Source organism: Pseudoalteromonas sp. T1lg24 (assembly GCF_002964745.1).
Taxonomy (GTDB): Bacteria; Pseudomonadota; Gammaproteobacteria; order Enterobacterales; family Alteromonadaceae; genus Pseudoalteromonas; species Pseudoalteromonas spongiae.
On record NZ_PQCB01000006.1, the window covers coordinates 92735 to 108802 of the forward strand.

The window sequence follows — 16068 nt, forward strand, 5'->3', positions numbered from 1 at the left end:
AGCGAAACAACTTAGCACTTTACAAATTCTCGAAGAAATCGTCATTCGCAGTTTCTTCTTCGGTCTTTTCGACTTTTGGTAACGGTGGATTACCATCATGCAGTTCGTAAAGCTGACGCTGAAGATAAATATCTTTCATAAACAAATATGGATCGAGTGATTCGTTCAGCAATGCCTCTTGCGGAATAAGCGATGCACGCGCCTCTAATACTTTGATCACCCACTTACCAATTGTGGCTGGTGTACCAAGCGAGATACTTGGCAATACAAACGCATCCATCACATCACCAGAGATATTTCTCGCCGTACTTGGCCCGTAAGCAGGAAACATTAAATAAGGTCCGTCGCCTGCTCCCCAAACACCAAGTGTTTGACCAAAGTCTTCCGGCTCTTCAACCAAACCGATCTCTGAGGCAACATCAAAAATACCAAAAATACCCACAGTCGAGTTCACTAAAAAGCGTGCAACACTAACGCCCGAATTTGAAACTTTGCCCTGCAGCAACGAGTTTGTTGCATCAATCGGCGCATCGAGATTATTCGTTGCATTAACTAAACCATTACGCACAGGCTGAGGCGTTACCTTGCTGTAACCTACCGCAGCTGGGCGCAATACGTACGCATCCAACACATCCATATTAAAGTCATAAATCGGACGGTTCATCGATTGCAACGGATCTCGTGGATCGTCTTTTTCTGGTGGCACCTGTGCGCAACCCGCTAGCAGCAGTACAATAACTGCCGCAAACAGGCTAAACACAGACTGGATTTTTTGATTAAGCACTCAGTATCCCTATTAAAACTTAAAGTAATGTATCAATTGTTAATTCAACTTGATTGACTTGCTCGATATCAAAACCTTTGGTCTGCCCTTCAAGTTCGCCAGCTTGCGTATCAACTTTATCGTCATTACTCACACGCGCTACCACTTTAACGCGTTTAAACTCAGCAAAGCTCATGCCCGCAACCATCGCGTCACTTTCTGATAACGTTACTTGCAGCGGTAATTGCCATTGTGATTTTTTCACAACAGCTAACGGCATTGGTGGACCGCTTTCGGCTTTTGCAAATACAAATAACACACCATCACGCGGTAATTTGTCTTTCAGTTCATCTGATAACGTAATATTTACCGCGACTGAACGCCCTTGTCCAAGTGAATTTTGTTTAGAAGTGTTAGATTGCTCAGCAACTTTCGCTTTTAACTCTTCAACGCGCGCTGACAACATTGCGTAGCTCGGGTTAGTTGTCGACATGCGTCCCAGAATAAGCTCAAACGCAGCCAGTGACTGTTGCCAATCACCACGCTCATAAGCAATTAATGCGAGCATTGAGAGTGCGTCAGTATTGCTTGGTTCTAACTTTAAGACTTGAGAAACCGCCTTCGCTGCTTGATTCATCGAACTTTCTGAACCTTCTAGCATCAGCACTTGTGCCTTACTAACTAGCGCATTTACGCTTTTTGGGTTCATCGCAAGCGCTTTATCAAACGACATATTTGCTGCTTCAAAATCATTTAGCATAAGCATAATACGGCCAAGTAACAACCAAGCCATCTCGTCATCGCCCTGCTCGGCTAATTTAGTGCGCAGACCTAACGCCAGCTGTTGCATCTCATTATTAGACAAAGGTTCGCCCTGCTGCAATACCGCACGCTTACCGAGCTCTGGTAAGTTATCTTTCGCTTGCTGCCACTGAGTAAGTAAGTTAAAGCTGCCTGTCATTAAATAAAACACGGCGCAGAATGTTAGCGTAAACATACTTGCCGTGAGCGCAATAACCGAACGGTTACCGCGCTGGCTTAATTGTTGCTCAGGCGCAAGCTCTTGTAATAAAGCTTGCTTTTGCTCAATTACCGCAGTGTTATAGGCATCGTCACTCAGTTTACCGGTATCAACTTCTTGTTTTAATTCATCAAGACGCGACTCATAATCTGAAATACGAAGTGCGTTTGCATTAGGGCTCGTTTTTACCGCTTTTTCTTTACGAATAAATGGAAAAACGACGAACAATAAACCAAATACAATTAACGCCGCAGCATAGATATAAAATGACGTGATCATGCTACTTCCTTATACTTGGCAATCAGTTTTGACAGTTTTTGCTCATCTGCATCCGTCCACGTTGAACGACTTTGCGCTTGTTTCTTCTGCTTAAAAAGAATTAGCACAAAACCAAGCAACACAAAGCCAAGTGGTAACACCCAAAGAAGCAGTGTTAACGGTGTCACTGGCGGCTTGTAGTGAACAAAATAGCCATAGCGATCAATCATATAGTCAACTACTTGATCTTTAGTATTACCCTCTTGTACTAACTGAAGCACTTTATCACGTAAGTCTTTGGCAACCACTGCATCAGAGTCTGCAATATTTTGGTTTTGACATTTTGGGCAACGTAATTCAGCCGTTAATTGGCGAAATAATTGCTCTTCTTCTGCGCTATTAAATTGATATTGGTTCTCGGCGGCAAATAGCTGCGCAGCAAATACCGTTAATAAAACCATTAAAAAATTCTTCATTACTGGAGCTCTAATAACTTAGGTGCAAACTTGGCACGCCATACTCGTTCATTAATATCACCGGTGTGATGTAAAATTATCTTACCGTTTTTATCTACTAGGAAGTGCTCTGGCGCACCCGAAACACCTAAATCTAACGCCAGTGTGCGATTAAGATCGAGAATGTTAAATTGATAAGGGTCACCTGTGCGCGCCAACATACCCTTCACTTCACTTTGCAATGCAGGTAAATCAAACACATCACCGAAGTCTGGGTCATAGTTTTGCTCGTAATACAAACCGATAATTTTTATGCCTTGTCCGCGCAATTTAGTCAGATAAGGTAATTCAATTAAACACGTTGGGCACCAAGTCCCCCACACATTTAATAAGTACACTTCGCCAAGTAAATCTTTATCGCTCCAGCGCTTATTCTCATCCATTAGATCCGGCAAACTGAACGTTGGCATAGTGTGACCTATACGCCCAGTTTCAATTTCCTTTGGATTACCAAATAAACCTTTCAGTAAAAAAACACACAGCACAGCAAAAATAATAAACGGCACTAACATTAAAGTTTTGTTTTTCATGCAATCGCCCCTTTAATGGTTGCCTTAGATGCCGCCGTTTTACGACGATAGCGCTTATCAAGCATCATAAATACGCCAGCAAGCGACATTAAAATGCCGCCAAGCCACATCCAGCGCACAAACGGTTTTTCATAAATACGCAGTGCCCAAGCGCCGTTACTAAGCTGCTCACCTAACGCAAGGTATAAATCACGACTTAACTTGGCATCGATGGCCGCTTCAGTCATCACTTGCATGCCTACATCGTATTGACGTTTTTCGGCGTAAAGCTCGGTTACTTTTTGGTTATCTTTAAAGACAGTTACAACGCCAGCATGACCTTTATAATTAGGGCCAACAATGGCTTTTACACCGTCAAAGCGATAGCTGTAATCATTAAGTTGAACTTGCTCACCAGGGTTAACTTTTACTTGTTTCTCTACCGAGTAAGCTGACGTTAGCGTGACACCGAGTACCACAAACGCAAAGCCTAAGTGAGCAGTATGCATCGCCCAAAAACTGTTACCCAATTTTGTCAGTGACATGCCTTCTTTGCTTAACTTTTCAAACAAATCAATCGCCACTGTTAAACAAACCCAAAGGGCAAAGAAAACACCAACCAAGGTGGTAGTCGACACATTTTCATAACTTGAATAAAGCCATGCAAAAGTAACGACAGCTGTCACAACGAGTGCGCCAACCAGTTTTTTCATTACATGAGAAAACTTATTTTGTTTCCAGCGCAACATAGGCCCTAAGCCTAATAGTAGTGAGAACGGCATTAACAAGTAGAAGAACATTTGATTAAAGAAAGGGACACCAATTGAAATTGTGCCCATTCCAAGTTCTTTGTGCACCATAGGCAATAACGTGCCAAGCAGTACAATTAGCATTGCTACACACAGTAATAAGTTGTTGAGCCACAGCGCTACCTCACGAGAGAAAAACTTATAACGAGAAGTAGATTCGACCGTGCCTGCTCTTAATGCATAAAGTAGTAAACTACCGCCTACAACAATGGCAAGAAACGACAGAATAAACGAACCACGACCTGGATCAGTGGTAAAGGCGTGTACCGATACAATAATACCCGAGCGCACAATAAAGGTGCCAAGCAGTGTTAACGAGAACGCTGCAATCGCGAGTAATACCGTCCACGACTTAAACACGCCACGTTTTTCAGTTACCGCAAGTGAGTGGATAAGTGCAGTTGCTACAAGCCATGGCATTAGTGATGCATTTTCAACTGGATCCCAGAACCACCAACCGCCCCAGCCAAGCTCGGCATAGGCCCACCAAGAACCAATCGTAATACCAAGTGTTAAGAACAACCACGCAGCCATAGTCCAAGGACGTGACCATTTTGCCCAGGTATTATCTAACTTACCCATTAAAAGCGCTGCAATCGCAAATGCGAACGACACCGATAAACCTACATAACCCATATACAGTAATGGCGGGTGAATAATCATGCCTGGATCTTGTAACAATGGATTTAAATCATGACCTTCAATTGGGTAGTAAGGTAATAAACGCTCAAATGGACTCGACATCAGAAGCGTATAGAGAATAAAACCAAGGCCAAGGAAGCCTAAAATCGACAGTACGCGCGCGCGCAATTGCCACGGCAATGATTTAGAGGCAAATGCCACAATGGCAGTCCAGCCTGTTTGCATAAGCACCCAAAGCAATACAGCACCTTCGTGACCACCCCAAGTAGAGGTAACTTTGTAATACCAAGGCAACTTAGTACTGCTGTGACTTGCGACATATGCCACTGTAAAGTCATCAATTAAGGTAACGTAAATTAAAATAGCGAAGGAAATAGCAGTAAAAATAAACTGTGCTAAGGCAAACGATGGTGCGCTTTGCATTAAGCGTAAGTTGCCTTTTACAGCACCATACATAGGATACACACTGAGTAATATCGAAAACGCTAACGCCAGCGTTAACGATAAATAGCCTAATTCAGCAATCATAATTAGTAACCGCCGTTATTTAGGTTATATTTTGGTTTTTCGTGTTTAATGCCCTTAACTGCTTCAGCAACATCAGCCGGCATATATTCTTCATCGTGCTTAGCCAGTACTTCAAACGCTTCAATTACATTAGGCTCAATTAGCACGCCCTGTGCCACAATACCTTGACCCTCACGGAATAAGTCTGGAAGAATACCGTGATAGCGGATCGTTACTAAAGGACCGGTATCAATCAGTTTAAATTCGACATCTAACGATTCTTCGTTACGCACTACTGAACCCGGCACAACCATACCGCCAATGCGTAGCTTTTGACCGATAAATGGTTTTTCTTTATTTGGCCCTTTACCCTCAATTAGCTCTGATGGGGTATAAAATAAATTGATGTTTTCTTGCAACGCGTAGAGCGTTAGGCCTATTGCCGAGCCAATACCCAAAAGCACCGCAATAATGGTAAACATTCGTTTCTTACGTCTTGGATTCACAGCCCCTGCTCCTCGCCTTTTTAATACGTGCTTCGCGCGCAATTTGCGATTTTACATCTTCTAAAATTTTGCCGTGAGTGCGCTTACTTGATATAAAAATACCTAATAAAATCACTGCACATGCCCCATATGAGAGCCAGACATAAAAGCCATAGCCACCCATAGCGAAAAATTCTGAAAGCGAGTTAAACTGCATTTTTACCTCCACTCACTAAATTACGCACCCAGGGGCGGTGCTTTTCTCTTTCTAAAATTTCATTCTTTAAACGCATTAGCACGATAACAGCCATTAAACATGCAAATGCCAAAATATTAATAAGCAATGGATATAGCATGCTGCTATCAATTGCTGAACCATCAAACTTTGTAATGGTTGAACCTTGGTGCAAAGTGTTCCACCACTCTACTGAGTAATGAATAATAGGCACATTAACCACACCAACCATGGCTAAGATACATGATGCACGACCCGCCGCACCTTTATCTTCAAAAGCGTGATAAAGCGCAATCACACCAACATACAAAAACAATAAAATCAGCATAGTGGTTAAGCGCGCATCCCATACCCACCAAGTACCCCACATAGGTTTACCCCATGCAGCACCTGTGATTAATGCAATTGCTGCGACTGCTGCACCCACTGGTGCAATAGCAATTACGGCCAATTCAGCATTTCGGATCTGCCACACCATGGCAATAAATGCGGTAATTGCCATTGAGGTGTAAGCCCCCATTGACAATATGGCGGAAGGAACATGAATAAAGATAATTCGATAACTGTCTTTTTGTTGATAGTCAGCTGGCGCATACGCAAGACCCCCAAGTCCAACCCACAATCAAACCAATCACGGCAACGACGGCAAAGTACGGCATCAAGGTATTGCATACTTGATACGCTTTTTCTGCTTTCGCATATGGATGTAACCACTTCCACATAACTAACTTACACTCACTTTTAAAGATGATGAAACGGCAAATGGCGCTAAAACACTTGCACCAGCAAGCAGCGCCCCTAATATGGCTAGTTGACCCGAGTAGTCAAGCGACATAGAGCCTGCGTCGATCGCAGATGTCGCAAAAATTAGTACCGGAATATACAAAGGCAATACCAACAAGCTAAGCAGTACGCCGCCTTTTTGTAATCCCACAGTTAACGCCGCACCTATCGCCCCGATTAGGCTTAACAACGGCGTACCAATCAGTAGCGTTAACAAGGTCGCCGTTAACGCTTCGCTTTCTAAATTAAGTAATAAGGCGAACATGGGGGTCATTAGCACCAAAGGTAACCCCGTAACCGTCCAATGTGCAGTAACCTTAGCTAACACAGTCAATGATGTTGGAAATGGACTCAACATCATTTGCTCTAACGTACCATCCACGTAATCATCGCGGAACATTTTATCTAAACCTAACATGGTAGAGAGCAATGCAGCTACCCAAATGATTCCTGGAGCCATGCGCGCTAATAGATTAGGCTCAGGACCAACCCCTAACGGAAATAAAGTAATCACAATGATAAAAAATAAAACAGGATTGATAATTTCTGAGCGCTGACGAAATGCCAACGTGAGGTCTTTTTTATAAATACTTGAAAATAAGCGCCAGTAAGAATCGTGAGTTTTCATTTAAAAACGGTACTCCAATACTAAGCGCGACAGTTCGGGGAAATGTTCTGTTAGGTCTTGGTGGCTAGTTAAAATAATCGCGCCACCTTGTGCTAAATGTTTTTTGAATTGCTGCTGCAATAGCACTACGCCTTTTTTATCCACCGCAGTGAAAGGTTCGTCGAGCATCCAGAGCCTTGCTTTATTAAGCCAAAGGCGCGCCAGTGCAACACGACGTTGTTGCCCAGCCGAGAGTAAACGTACTGGCACATCTTCAAGGCCTACTAATCCAAGTTGCGCTAATACATCATGTAAATCTTGCTGTGTTTCTAAACCATGGGTTTCAAGCCAGAAGGCAAGATTTTCAACTGCAGTTAATTGACCATTTACCCCAGTTTTGTGACCAATATAAAGCGTATCACTTGCAAATTGCAGATTATCTTTGGCAATGTCTTGACCTTGCCACAAAACCTTGCCCGATTCAGCACGCACAAATCCCGCTAGAATACGTAGTAGCGAGGTTTTACCCGCACCATTTTGCCCTTCTAACTGGACAATTTGCCCTTGATGTAATTCAAAAGAGAGATCTTCAAACAAACATCTATCTTGCCGAATGCAGCAAATTGAATCTACTTTTAACAAGTTTAATCATCTCTCGACCTAAAATTGGGCATTAGTCTAACATAATGGTATTGTAAAACGTAATCTCCTCGACAAGAGAAATTGGCAATAGCTTGATTTAAAACAGATGACCGATATTCAATCTTTGCTAAATGTTGTTAGTAGCGCCACTGTTGATACAGAGCAAAGCGCGTTATCGCAATTAAGCCCAACACAGCAAGACCAAGTAAAACAATTGCAGCAGTTAATGCAGCAGTTGAATTTACCCACAAAAACAAGTCAAAAATTGCTCACTGCACTGCTAAACGAAACACTCAATGTTAGCAATGTTGATATTAGTAAAAACAAGCTGTCGTTTAATTTACCTCAACTAACACCAAAGCTTATTGAGCTAATTATTCCTAATCAAACAATACAGTTACAAACAGATAAGGCACAGGTAACGTTAAGCACTTCGCTAACTGACTTATTAGTCTCTCTGCCAAAGCATGAAATTAAGTTACCAAACAACGTGGTTTTTCAGCTTCTTAAACTCGCCACAAACGATATCAGTGCACAGCCTACGCTCAAATTACCAGCTCACATTGTCAATCAACCCAATTTACTTGCGGTTGAATCGCAAAAGGCCGCTATCACCAGTGATTTACCAAAAAACTTAGTCAGTTTAGTGAAGCACAATCAACCCGCAATAATTGAAATAGCGACTAAACAAGAGAAGTTTAGCTTTAGCGTAAAACTCGACAAACACAGCCAACCGGTGCTAACCCAACCTTTGTCGATGAAAAAAGTAATTGATTTGATCAAACTGCAAAATGCACCGCTACAACTTGATACCGCTAAAGCCCCGGTGATTAAAATCAACCAAAATGCCGTTCAATTGCCGTTAGAAAATCACCTCGTATCAAATCAGATACTCAAGCCGAATCTAAAAAATTTAGGTGATAAGGCGGTGCTAGCGGTGCCAAAGCTTGAAATGACAATTAAATTAGTTCAATCAGATACTAAACAGCTAAAGGCGCAAGACTTAATTACTGCACCTAAGCCACAAAGCCATCAGCTACCCGTTATTAATCAACTTACCTCGTTAAAAGCAAGTGTCGCTAAACCGCTACTTGAACCCATTATGGCAAGTATTCGCTCGCTATTATCAGGACGAGAAGTCACGATTAAACATGCCGCGCAAGGCAGTATCAACATACAAGTGACTACAACAAACCCAAATACAAAAGCAGATGTTACCTTACCTAAATTTGAGATAAAAAGCGGCACTGAAAAACTTCTTACATCGCCTATTCAAAGCGAAGCGCCAGTTCAAAAAGCACCGATCTACGCTCGACCTCTTGTCACCACTCCCTCGCTTAAACCAAGCGCGAGTCTACAAGTTCAAGTTTTTGCGCCTAATCAAAGTGCAATTAATATAAAATCGAACCTTAGCGAGCTTACTGCCAAACTAGAGGCTACAGCAAAACAAAATCCACTCAGCATTTTGACCCAACAAATTAGTAAACTTGCGTCAGAGCCAAAATTGCCTGAACCAATAGCCCGACTAGTAAATCAAGCGTTTACACGAATAATCAGCGAAGGCACAGCGGTGCCACAAACTGTACTGCAATTGAAATCGGTAGTAGCACCACAGCAAAATACCCAAACTGATACATTGCAAACGCCTTTTGGCGCGATGGAACACGCCAAAATTTCTCTTGCAAGCAACGGCGTTTTACAACAAGCAACGCTCAATCATGAGCTGCAAGGCAAACTTGAGAATTTACTGCCCATTTTACTTGGACTATCGAAAGGGCTAACAAATAAAAAAGACAGTAAATCCCTAAAAGGCCAGTTAGCGCTTCCAGCATTACTGCAAAAAAGTATGACAGACAGCCTTAGCGCGCTGCAAAAAGGGTTACAAGGAAATGCCAGCAGCGCACCACAGCAAACAGGCAGTACCGAACAACCACAAGTCAATATGCAGTTTTCGATACCCATGCAACAAAATGAAAAACTAGCCACAGCACCTATTTCAATTGAAGAAGAAAAACGAAAAACGAAAAACGGCGAATTAGTATCTGTATGGCGTATTAATTTAGCGTTTGAAGTAGAAAATTCAATTCTAAATATTGGTGCAGAGCTTATTAAAAAGCAGTTATCTCTCAGTTTTAACTCATCCCATACGCGATTGATTGAAAAAGCAAAAACCCAAGCGCCTTTATTACAACAAAAACTGACGCAACACGGTATTGAAGTAGCACAAAGCGAATTTCATGTATCAGAACAACAATCACTGTCAACACGCTCCGGCATAGTTAACATTAAGGTGTGATATGACAACGCAAAAATCAGCAATCGGCTTAATATATGATGGCCAAGGCGCACCAGAAGTAAGCAGTAAAGGGTTTGGTGAATTAGCCGAACACATAATTCAATACGCGAAAGACAATGATATTTTACTTCATCAAGACGAAGCACTAGCAAACAGCTTAGCAAACCTCGAAGTGGGGCAAGAAATTCCAGAAGAGCTTTATTATGTTATTGCTGAACTCATTGCATTTTCATATGTGCTGCAAGGAAAGTTCCCACCGGGCTGGTTAGCACTACACAATAAATTAGATGTAAAAGTGTAAGCTTATACCAATTTACTTATGTAGCTGATCATTCTAGCGGGCTAAATATCATGCTAACTGCGTTAGGGTTTATCAATGCAGAACAACTACATAGGAAAAATTCCGCCGTGTTATCATTTCATTTATCCAGCGCTATCCTGCTCTCATACTTAACAGACTTGGTATTATTTGCACTTTTGTATGCATAAGTACATCAATATACAGAGGTAAACGCTAAAGCTAATTGAGCCGTTGTGAATTTAGTTCTATATCGAAGCCTAGCGTTAATCGATTATTTAATGCAGTTTGAGGTGCAATGGAAAGCAACCTAGAGCAGCCGCCCTAGGTTAGAAAGTAGTAATTACTCACCTTCTTTTTGGTGAAGCGTAAATAACAACTCAGCTTCTGCGCGAGGCAACTCACACTCTCGCATCACTTCTTCGATATCAGCGCCAAGCTCAATCATTTTTACTGCGCGTGAGTAAATTTTAGATTCAGGATCAGCCAACTGAATATCTTGTTGTTTTTGTTTTAGCTCTTGCGTTTCAGATTGAAGTTCCATCACATGCTTACCAATTTTAAGTAGGCCTGAGCGGATCTCTTCTATTTCGTTTTTATTAATTGTTTGCTGTTTGGTTAACTGCGATTCACTTTGTGAGTTAACAATTTGCACCTGTTTTAAACGCGAAAGCGCACGAAACGCAACAACACAGGCACAAACCGCAACACAAAGCGCAAGAATAGAGATAATTTGCCAAATCATTAGAAATTACTTAGCTCATCCCACTCTTCATCACTTAGAAGTTTATTTAGATCGACTAAAATAAGTAATTCGCCATCGCGATTAGAAACACCTTGGATAAACTTAGCACTTTCTTCAGTGCCAATATTTGGTGCGCTATCGATTTCAGATGTGCGCAAGTAAACTACTTCTGCAACGCTATCAACCAAAATACCAATCACTTGCTTTTCAGCTTCAATAATCACAATACGCGAGTTATCGGTAACCTCTGCACTTTGTAAACCAAAGCGAGTACGTGTATCAATTACTGTAACCACGTTACCACGTAGGTTAATAATACCTAGCACATAACCCGGAGCGCCTGGTACAGGAGCAATTTCACTGTAACGCAACACTTCTTGCACTTGCATTACATTAATACCGTACGTTTCTTCACCTAAGTGAAACGTAACCCATTGCAATACTTCATCATTTACGTCGGCTGCATTTGACGAAAGAACTCTTTCTTCACTCATTTTTAAGCTCCTATCCAATGTGGATATGTATTAACTGCTACTAACTAAACGACTGAGCGCTATGCGTCATCGTCTTGGCTATCTAAACCTTGATCTAATAATTCAGTCATTGCTGATACATTAATTAAAGCACACATTTTCTCTTTAATTAATCCCGCTAGCCATGGTCTACAACCACCTTTATCACGCCATTTAATATCTTGATGCGATAAACTGACATTATCAATTAAACGCTCAGCTAACAGTCCCCAGTTAGATTCACCTAACATTATAAGATACTGATAGTTTAGCGCTTCTTCTAACTTTTTGTTATATTTTTCTGGCATTACCCAACGCGCTGAATCAACTACGTTGAGCTTTTGTTCACGATGAAGCATCACCCCTTTAAACCAATCTGGCTTGCCAAATATTTGATTTACTTCACCTAATTGGTAGATTCCACCTAATGCCTTGAGCGGCACAGCAAGCGTTAAGCCTGCAACTTCAAAGTAAAGCGCCTGGAATTCGTCATCATCATATGTGGCATCTTGCGTGCGTGCTGGCGGTAAAGCAACTTCAACCGCTTCAACCACCTCTACCTTAACTTCCGGTACAATTTCAGGCTCTTTTACAACTGGCTTTGCTATTACCTTTTCAGTTGTAGCCTGCTGATGCTCGGCAGCTTTAACTTCAACGTCACTTAATAAATTTTCAACTGGATTGGCGACTGAGTCGCGCGCAATATCTTCTTGCAATAAGGCATCTAGATACTGCTTCATTACCTTTTCATTTGCAAAAAGTTGCTTAGTCATTCACTGCCTCTTCAATGTGTTCTAGCAAAGAAGTATAAGCAAATACCCCGCGTGATTTAGGACAATATTTGTGTGGTGCCTGCATGGCTAAACTTGCATCTCGTAATTTAGTATCGACCGGAACGACGCCCGGCCATACTTTTTCGCCATAAGTGGCACGTAATTTTTTATATGCTTCAAGTGACGCTTTAGTGCGTTTATCGTACATAGTGGGCACAATCGTATAGTTATACGATTTATTTTGTGAACTTTGCATTAGTTCCATAGTGCGCATCATACGGTCTAGGCCCTTTAGTGCTAAAAACTCCGTTTGCACTGGAATTAATACACGGTTGCATGCAGCAAGTGCGTTAACCATTAATACACCAAGTACTGGCGGGCAATCCAAAATCGCAACATCGTATTCATCGCTAATTTTATCGAGTGCATTGCGCAAAATAAGGCCCATACCACTTTTTTTACCTAGACTTCTATCTAGTGTGGCTATTGCCATAGTAGCTGGCAAGATATCTAAATTTTCTACCCCTGACGGGCACAGAGATTGCAAAATTTCTTCACGTGCCATGGTTTTACCACGTGAGAAAATATCAAACACACTCACTTCTAGCTCTTCAGAGTCAATACCAAAATAATATGTCAATGACGCGTGTGGATCGGTATCAATCAGCAACACACGTTTACCACGAGACGCTAATAAGCCTCCCAAGGTGACTGTGGTTGTGGTTTTACCCACACCGCCTTTTTGATTTGCTACCGTCCAAATTTTCAAGCGAATACCTATTGTTCTTGTTCTCGGGTTGTTATGCGAATACCACCATTTGGTAATTCGATTACTTTAAGTGAATCGTCTTTTTCTGCATCCTGCTTTAACTTCTCCACCGCTTGTTCAGTGGTTTGTTTTGCGTTAGCTGTTATCTCAGTTTCACCGGTTTCTGGCAATGCATATTTTGAAATTGCGATCACCACCTTGCGATTTTGCTGACGCCCTTGTTCGTCATTATTATCGCTAAACGGCGAGTATTCACCATACCCTTCAATAGCCATTCTTGCAGGGATTATGCCGAGATACTCAAGCCATACCAGCACTTCGGTTGCACGGGCTACCGATAAATGCCAATTAGAACGAAATACTTCATTATTTATCGGCTGATTATCAGTGTAACCACGCACTCTTAAGTAGTTTCGGTTAGCATTTAAAATTGGTAGTAATGAGCGTAAAACAGTTCTTGCACGTTCAGTGGCAACCGCGCTACCGCTGGCAAACAACAAGCTTGAACTCAGCTCTATGGTAAGCCAATTCATGTCTTTTTCTAACTGAGCTTGCCCCGCTTCAATTTCATCAGATATCGCTTTTTTAAGCTCTTCTTCTAGCGCATCGAGCGGCTGGCCTAAATACTTTTGCTGTAAATTACTCAGCTCTCCTCGCCCATCGACAAGTTCTGGCCCTTTTTCTTCATTTACAATACTAATGCCGTGCAGTTGCGAATCAACTTTTGGTTCGTTGCTCGTAAGAATGCCTTCACCAGATACGCCTTTTCCCGTACCTTTGCTAAATTGGTCTGTTGTTTTAAACACATGAGAAATTGTGTCTGACAACACTGAAAATTTTTCTTCTTCGATAATGGCCATCGCGTACATCACAACAAATAACGCAAACATTAATGTCATGTAATCGGCATAAGAAACTAGCCAGCGATGTGTGTTATCATTTTGTTCGGTTTGCTTAAAAGGCTTAAAGCGTGGCATACACGACTACCTAAACAACGACTTATTATTTTTTTCGATTAAGTACGCCGAAAGCTTTTGTTCAATGGCATTAGGCGTATCACCTTGAAGAATGCAAAACATCCCCTCAGCTAACATCTGATGATAACGGCAATGTTCATCCACTAAATAAGCCAATTTATTGGCAATTGGAATATAAAGAAGATTGGCAAAGCCAACACCGTAAATAGTAGCAACAAACGCAGTGGCAATACCCGCACCTAACATATCGGGTTGTTGAATAAAGTTCATTGCTTGAATAAGACCGAGTACGGCACCCAGAATGCCAAGAGTTGGACTATAGCCTCCCATGGCATGATACACTTGGCTTGACTCGTTAAGTGCATTGCGACGTTGCAAAATTTCGTTTTCCATGGTGTCAAAGAACTGCTGCTCGTCACTGCCGTCAACAAGCAAATTTAGGCCTTTTGATACAAAGTGATCTTTTTCATCAATAGCAAGATTTTCTAACGACAAATAGCCGTCATGACGTACTTTTGCAGCCCAACTTTTTACTTGCTCGATGCCTTTTGCAAAATCATGCTTAGGTTGGTGTTATCACCCAAGGCAGCATTTTAATGGCTGTGGTAAACTGGTATTTAGTTGCCTGCAACATTACCGCGCCAAGCGTACCACCAAACACAATTATGAATGCTGACAAATCAAACAGATTCGCCAGCACACCACCTTCAATGGTATACCCTAAGCCAATTGCTACAAACGCTATAATCGCACCAAAAACGGCTAGTTTATCCACAACCTATTTCCGTGTTGATATGTTTAGCAACGTCATCCAATGCGATGCTTTTCTCGCTTAAACCAGCACTTGCAACTGCTTGTGGCATACCGTATACAACGCAAGACGCCTCATCTTGTGCCCAAATTTTAGAGCCTGCCTGTTTTAGCATGCGTGCGCCATCTCGGCCATCAGCTCCCATACCGGTAAGTACAATTGCCAACACAGAGTCACCGTAACTTTTTGCTGCACTAGCAAAAGTGATATCAACACTTGGTTTGTAGGTGACACGAGCGCTATCATCCTCATAGATTTTTAGCTTTTGATTGCCGCTACGACCTTCAACTAGCATTTGCTTACCACCAGGTGCTAAATATGCAACGCCTGGTCTGAGCAAATCGCCGTTTTCTGCTTCCTTAACTTTGATTCGACAAAGTGAATCCAATCGCTGTGCAAATGCCGGTGTAAATGCACCAGGCATATGTTGAATCAACAAAATTGGATGAGGAAAGTTGGCTGGTAACTGCGTAAGCACTTTTTGCAGCGCAACCGGACCACCTGTAGAAGTACCAATTGCCATTAACTTATATTGTTTACCAGATGCTTTTGGTCTTTCGCTTTTAGTTGCCGCGCGCGAATCAGCCGGTGTGGAGCGAGCAGCAAAGGTTCTATCAGGCTGGCGTAACGTTGAGCTAGTGCTGCGCTCAGGTGTTGTTCTTGCCGTAGACGCTTGATTTAATGTTGCACGCTGTGGCCTAAAACCGCCTACTCGGCGACGGCCTATTTCTTTAACTTTTTGTTGAAGTACTTTCGTTGCTTCTTCTTTGTCGCGAGCAATATCTTCAAACTTTTTAGGTAAAAAGTCTAACGCGCCGGCATCAAGTGCATCAAGCGTTGCACTTGCTCCATCATGCGTTAACGAAGAGAACATTAATATTGGTGTCGGCGTTTGCTGCATTATTTGCTTTACAGCGCTAATACCGTCAAGCACAGGCATCTCAATATCCATTGTGATAACCGATGGTCGTAATTCGGCAGTTTTTTCAACCGCCTCTTTACCATTGTTAGCTGTGCCAATCACTTCAATATTGGGATCTTGACTCAAGATTTCACTCACACGACGGCGAAAAAAGCTTGAATCATCTACTACTAAAACCCTAATTGTCAT

General features: G+C 42.0%; 17 protein-coding genes and 2 pseudogenes. 2 read left to right on the forward strand and 17 right to left on the reverse strand.

Annotated features, from left to right (window positions below):
- Positions 1–19: 19 nt before the first annotated feature.
- The 10 genes and pseudogenes from C2M30_RS03360 to ccmA all read right to left on the reverse strand — a co-directional run bounded on the left by C2M30_RS03360 (position 20) and on the right by ccmA (position 7776).
- Entirely contained in the window at positions 20–784 is a 765-nt protein-coding gene (locus C2M30_RS03360) for an MlaA family lipoprotein (RefSeq protein WP_234004675.1), read from the reverse strand.
- 19 nt (positions 785–803) lie between these two features.
- The gene (gene ccmI / locus C2M30_RS03365) at positions 804–2063 is read right to left on the reverse strand and encodes a c-type cytochrome biogenesis protein CcmI (RefSeq protein WP_105170678.1); all 1260 of its coding nucleotides are present in this window, start codon (positions 2061–2063) and stop codon (positions 804–806) included.
- The gene (locus C2M30_RS03370) at positions 2060–2518 is read right to left on the reverse strand and encodes a cytochrome c-type biogenesis protein (RefSeq protein WP_054978333.1); all 459 of its coding nucleotides are present in this window, start codon (positions 2516–2518) and stop codon (positions 2060–2062) included. Before C2M30_RS03370 ends, ccmI begins: the two co-directional genes overlap by 4 nt.
- Positions 2518–3087, reverse strand: a complete 570-nt coding sequence (locus C2M30_RS03375; RefSeq protein WP_105170679.1) for a redoxin family protein — start codon at positions 3085–3087, stop codon at positions 2518–2520. The genes C2M30_RS03370 and C2M30_RS03375 overlap by 1 nt, the downstream gene beginning before the upstream one ends.
- The gene (locus tag C2M30_RS03380) at positions 3084–5045 is read right to left on the reverse strand and encodes a heme lyase CcmF/NrfE family subunit (RefSeq protein ID WP_105170680.1); all 1962 of its coding nucleotides are present in this window, start codon (positions 5043–5045) and stop codon (positions 3084–3086) included. Before C2M30_RS03380 ends, C2M30_RS03375 begins: the two co-directional genes overlap by 4 nt.
- A gap of 2 nt (positions 5046–5047) precedes the next feature.
- The gene (ccmE, locus tag C2M30_RS03385) at positions 5048–5530 is read right to left on the reverse strand and encodes a cytochrome c maturation protein CcmE (RefSeq protein WP_100913031.1); all 483 of its coding nucleotides are present in this window, start codon (positions 5528–5530) and stop codon (positions 5048–5050) included.
- Entirely contained in the window at positions 5514–5726 is a 213-nt protein-coding gene (gene ccmD / locus C2M30_RS03390; protein WP_105170681.1) for a heme exporter protein CcmD, read from the reverse strand. The genes ccmE and ccmD overlap by 17 nt, the downstream gene beginning before the upstream one ends.
- Positions 5716–6466, reverse strand: a pseudogene (locus tag C2M30_RS03395) (heme ABC transporter permease). Before C2M30_RS03395 ends, ccmD begins: the two are co-directional and overlap by 11 nt.
- A gap of 2 nt (positions 6467–6468) precedes the next feature.
- Positions 6469–7155 carry a heme exporter protein CcmB gene (gene ccmB / locus C2M30_RS03400; RefSeq protein WP_010560555.1) on the reverse strand — a complete coding sequence of 229 codons (687 nt, stop codon included), beginning with the start codon at positions 7153–7155 and terminating at the stop codon, positions 6469–6471.
- Positions 7156–7776: a cytochrome c biogenesis heme-transporting ATPase CcmA gene (gene ccmA, locus C2M30_RS03405; protein ID WP_105170682.1), complete on the reverse strand. Its 621-nt coding sequence runs from the start codon at positions 7774–7776 to the stop codon at positions 7156–7158.
- A gap of 106 nt (positions 7777–7882) precedes the next feature.
- Here ccmA and C2M30_RS03410 point away from each other — a divergent pair, with 106 nt between their 5' ends.
- Together C2M30_RS03410 and C2M30_RS03415 are read left to right on the forward strand one after the other, a co-directional pair.
- The gene (locus C2M30_RS03410; RefSeq protein WP_105170683.1) at positions 7883–10072 is read left to right on the forward strand and encodes a hypothetical protein; all 2190 of its coding nucleotides are present in this window, start codon (positions 7883–7885) and stop codon (positions 10070–10072) included.
- Position 10073: 1 nt separating this feature from the next.
- Complete coding sequence (locus tag C2M30_RS03415) at positions 10074–10373, forward strand: EscU/YscU/HrcU family type III secretion system export apparatus switch protein (RefSeq protein ID WP_100913029.1); 300 nt, start codon at positions 10074–10076, stop codon at positions 10371–10373.
- 340 nt (positions 10374–10713) lie between these two features.
- Here the strand turns inward: C2M30_RS03415 and C2M30_RS03420 are convergent, their stop codons facing one another.
- The 7 genes and pseudogenes from C2M30_RS03420 to C2M30_RS03450 form a co-directional block, all read right to left on the reverse strand.
- Positions 10714–11115 (reverse strand): DUF2802 domain-containing protein, encoded by a 402-nt coding sequence (locus C2M30_RS03420; protein ID WP_010560559.1) that lies wholly within the window; start codon positions 11113–11115, stop codon positions 10714–10716.
- Positions 11115–11609 carry a chemotaxis protein CheW gene (locus C2M30_RS03425; protein WP_054978325.1) on the reverse strand — a complete coding sequence of 165 codons (495 nt, stop codon included), beginning with the start codon at positions 11607–11609 and terminating at the stop codon, positions 11115–11117. Before C2M30_RS03425 ends, C2M30_RS03420 begins: the two co-directional genes overlap by 1 nt.
- 59 nt (positions 11610–11668) lie before the next feature.
- Positions 11669–12400 (reverse strand): chemotaxis protein CheW, encoded by a 732-nt coding sequence (locus C2M30_RS03430; RefSeq protein WP_105170684.1) that lies wholly within the window; start codon positions 12398–12400, stop codon positions 11669–11671.
- Positions 12393–13169, reverse strand: a complete 777-nt coding sequence (locus C2M30_RS03435; protein WP_010560562.1) for a ParA family protein — start codon at positions 13167–13169, stop codon at positions 12393–12395. The genes C2M30_RS03430 and C2M30_RS03435 overlap by 8 nt, the downstream gene beginning before the upstream one ends.
- An 8-nt stretch (positions 13170–13177) precedes the next feature.
- Positions 13178–14146, reverse strand: coding sequence for a flagellar motor protein MotB (locus C2M30_RS03440; RefSeq protein ID WP_105170685.1), 969 nt, complete (start codon positions 14144–14146; stop codon positions 13178–13180).
- A 6-nt stretch (positions 14147–14152) separates the two neighbouring features.
- Positions 14153–14921, reverse strand: a pseudogene (locus C2M30_RS03445) (flagellar motor protein).
- Positions 14914–16068, reverse strand: a complete 1155-nt coding sequence (locus C2M30_RS03450; RefSeq protein WP_105170686.1) for a protein-glutamate methylesterase/protein-glutamine glutaminase — start codon at positions 16066–16068, stop codon at positions 14914–14916. Before C2M30_RS03450 ends, C2M30_RS03445 begins: the two are co-directional and overlap by 8 nt.